At 42.2% G+C, this 2,818-nt stretch carries 3 protein-coding genes; all 3 read left to right on the top strand.

The genetic code is table 11. The features are described from left to right. Nucleotides 1–216: 216 nt before the first annotated feature. Genes LD39_RS17150 through LD39_RS17140 form a run of 3 tightly spaced genes read left to right on the top strand, consistent with a single transcriptional unit; the run spans nt 217 to nt 2,689 of the window. The gene (locus tag LD39_RS17150) at nt 217–864 is read left to right on the top strand and encodes a GNAT family N-acetyltransferase (protein ID WP_035550472.1); all 648 of its coding nucleotides are present in this window, start codon (nt 217–219) and stop codon (nt 862–864) included. Between the two features lie 5 nt (nt 865–869). Continuing rightward, nucleotides 870–1,517 carry an acetoin utilization AcuB family protein gene (locus tag LD39_RS17145; protein WP_035550469.1) on the top strand — a complete coding sequence of 216 codons (648 nt, stop codon included), beginning with the start codon at nt 870–872 and terminating at the stop codon, nt 1,515–1,517. After that, nucleotides 1,514–2,689, top strand: coding sequence for an acetoin utilization protein AcuC (locus tag LD39_RS17140; RefSeq protein WP_035550466.1), 1,176 nt, complete (start codon nt 1,514–1,516; stop codon nt 2,687–2,689). Before LD39_RS17145 ends, LD39_RS17140 begins: the two co-directional genes overlap by 4 nt. Nucleotides 2,690–2,818: the final 129 nt, after the last annotated feature.

Raw genomic sequence — 2,818 nt, 5'->3', positions numbered from 1 at the left:
CGGCGGGTCTGGCGGTGATGGCTCCGATGATGCCAGCGCAGCCTCCACTGACGACAGTTCTAGCAATGATGAATCCGGTGAAAACTAAATCTAAAAAACTCCAATCTTAAAAGGTTGGAGTTTTTTTATACTTTAGGACAATTTAATTTCTATCGATATCATGTATAATGAAAAAAAAGCCATAATTTTCTACTAAATTTGTCAGGTGGTGAATGAATGAAGCACGAAAAGACCTATCATTTTGAAACGTTCGACTCTGAGCACGGTCCAGTCATAATTGAAGGACCCGTCTCATCTGAAGATATGGCTGACTACACTTTTGATGAAAAACTAACAGCGTTTCGACCATCAGAAAAACAATTTGAAGCAATTAAGAAGATTGCAGATTTTGAAGAAGGACGAATCATCATCGCGAGACATAACGAAACAATTGTCGGGTATGTAACTTACCTTCATCCTGATCCTCTAGAACGTTGGTCAGAAGGAAACATGGAAGACCTTATTGAACTTGGAGCTATTGAAGTGATTCCAAGATTCAGAGGCTATCGCATCGGCTCCCGTCTGCTGCAAGTTTCGATGATGGACGATTTTATGGAGAATTACATTATTATTTCTACAGAGTATTATTGGCATTGGGACTTGAAAGGAACAAGATTGAATATTTGGGACTACCGCAAAGTCATGGAAAAAATGATGGCTGCAGGCGGTTTAACTCCAGCACCAACGGACGATCCTGAAGTCATCTCACACCCAGCCAATTGCTTGATGGTTAAAATCGGAAAAAATGTACCACAATCCTCGGTTGAACAATTTGACCATCTTCGATTTTTAACCCGGCACCAGTACCGTCAATCAAGGAGGTAGTCATTATGTTAGTCGAAGAGGTAATGAAGACTGAAGTCATTACTTTGACACCTGAAGACACAATTGAAACCGCTCTCAAATTATTACATGAGCATCACATCCGCCATCTACCTATTGTGGACAAGGAGCGGAGAGTGATAGGAATTGTATCCGACCGTGACGTTAGAGATGCAAGTCCTTCCATATTTGAAAAAGATACGTCTCCAGAAGAATTAAGAAATCCTATAGAATCTATTATGACTTCCCCGGTCACTACCGTACATCCGTTAGATTTTGTTGAAGAAGTCGCCTCGATTTTTTATGAGCAGGAAATAGCGTGCGTTCCTGTGACGAGAAATGATATTCTCGTCGGGATCATTACGGAGAAAGACATGCTTGATACACTCATACAACTGACGGGAACCCATGTCCAAAGCTCACAGATTGAAGTGAAGGTCATCAATAAACCAGGAATCCTCCCTCAAGTCACTCAAGTTTTCGGTAAGAGGAAGGTCAATATCAGTTCAGTATTGATTTATCCATATAAACCGGATCCGAAGTATAAAATTATCGTAGTAAGAATCCAGACGATGAATCCTTTACCTACCATCGAAGACTTAAAAACTGCAGGCTACGAAGTACTTTGGCCTAAAATGCCAGGGATGCCATCATGACATGTCATGCCGGGTTCGTATTTTCAGATAAGTTTACAAGTTATCGTTTTGCAGATGATCATCCATTCAATCAAATGCGCGTCATTTTGGCAAAAGAGCTCTTGGAAGCCAGTCAGTCCTTAAATGAGAGCCATTTAATTTCACCAAGGCATGCGACAGAAGAAGAATTGGCGCTTGCCCATAGCAAAACTTATATTCAAGCGGTTCAAAAAGCTAGTCAAGGACTTCTATCAGAGGACGATGGATTAGAGTACGGAATAGGTACGGAAGATACACCTATGTTCAAAGGAATGCACGAAGCGTCGACACTACTTGTCGGCAGCACGCTCTCTGCCATTGATGCCGTACTGGAAGGCCGTGTTGAGCATGCCTTAAACCTTGGAGGAGGTCTTCACCACGGATTCGAAAGAAAGGCTTCCGGTTTCTGTATTTATAATGATGGAGCAGTCGGGATCAAATATATCCGTAAAAAGTACGATTATAAAGTGCTGTACGTTGATACGGACGCTCACCATGGAGACGGGGTCCAATGGGCCTTTTATGATGACCCAAATGTATGCACGTTCTCCATACATGAAACAGGAAGGTATTTATTCCCTGGCACAGGGAATGTGAATGAGCGCGGGTTAAAGGAAGGGTACGGCTACTCGTTCAATTTACCGATTGACGCGTTCACGGAAGATGAATCCTTTTTGCACGTTTATGAATCCGCTTTCAGAGAGATTGTAGAATATTTTAAACCAGATGTGATTGTGACACAAAATGGAGCAGACGCTCATTTCTTGGATCCTCTCACCCATTTAAGTTCCACAATGAAGATTTACGAGAGAATTCCGAAGGTCGCTCATGAGCTTGCTCATCAACACTGTAAAGGACGATGGATTGCACTTGGAGGCGGAGGTTATGATATCTGGCGCGTTGTCCCAAGAGCTTGGTCACAAGTATGGAAAGTAATGCTGGATGATGTTCCTTTCCAAGGAAAACTGCCAAGTGACTGGGTTGAAAAATGGCAAAAAGAATCTCCAGTAACCCTTCCAGAGCAGTGGCATGATCCTGAAGGAAGTTACAAACCGATTCCGAGACGAAAAGAGATTACCGAAAAGAATGAAAAGATCTTAGAAAAATCATTGCAGCTGATTTTAAATCAAAAGCGTTACAACAACTCTTTCTAATAAAATGTGGCAAAGGCACTTAGTTGATTTTTAATATTCCATTAAAGCTCCCGATTGTTGAAGACTCAGTTTCGAGACATTCGTGTGAGTTAGGGGCTGCGGGAAAAGGTTCGCTTTCCGTGGGGCGAG

Source organism: Halobacillus sp. BBL2006 (genome assembly GCF_000786645.1).
Classification (GTDB): domain Bacteria; phylum Bacillota; class Bacilli; order Bacillales; family Halobacillaceae; genus Halobacillus.
The sequence above is the reverse complement of the archived record's forward strand: the minus strand, read 5'-3'. Positions and strand labels throughout refer to the sequence as shown.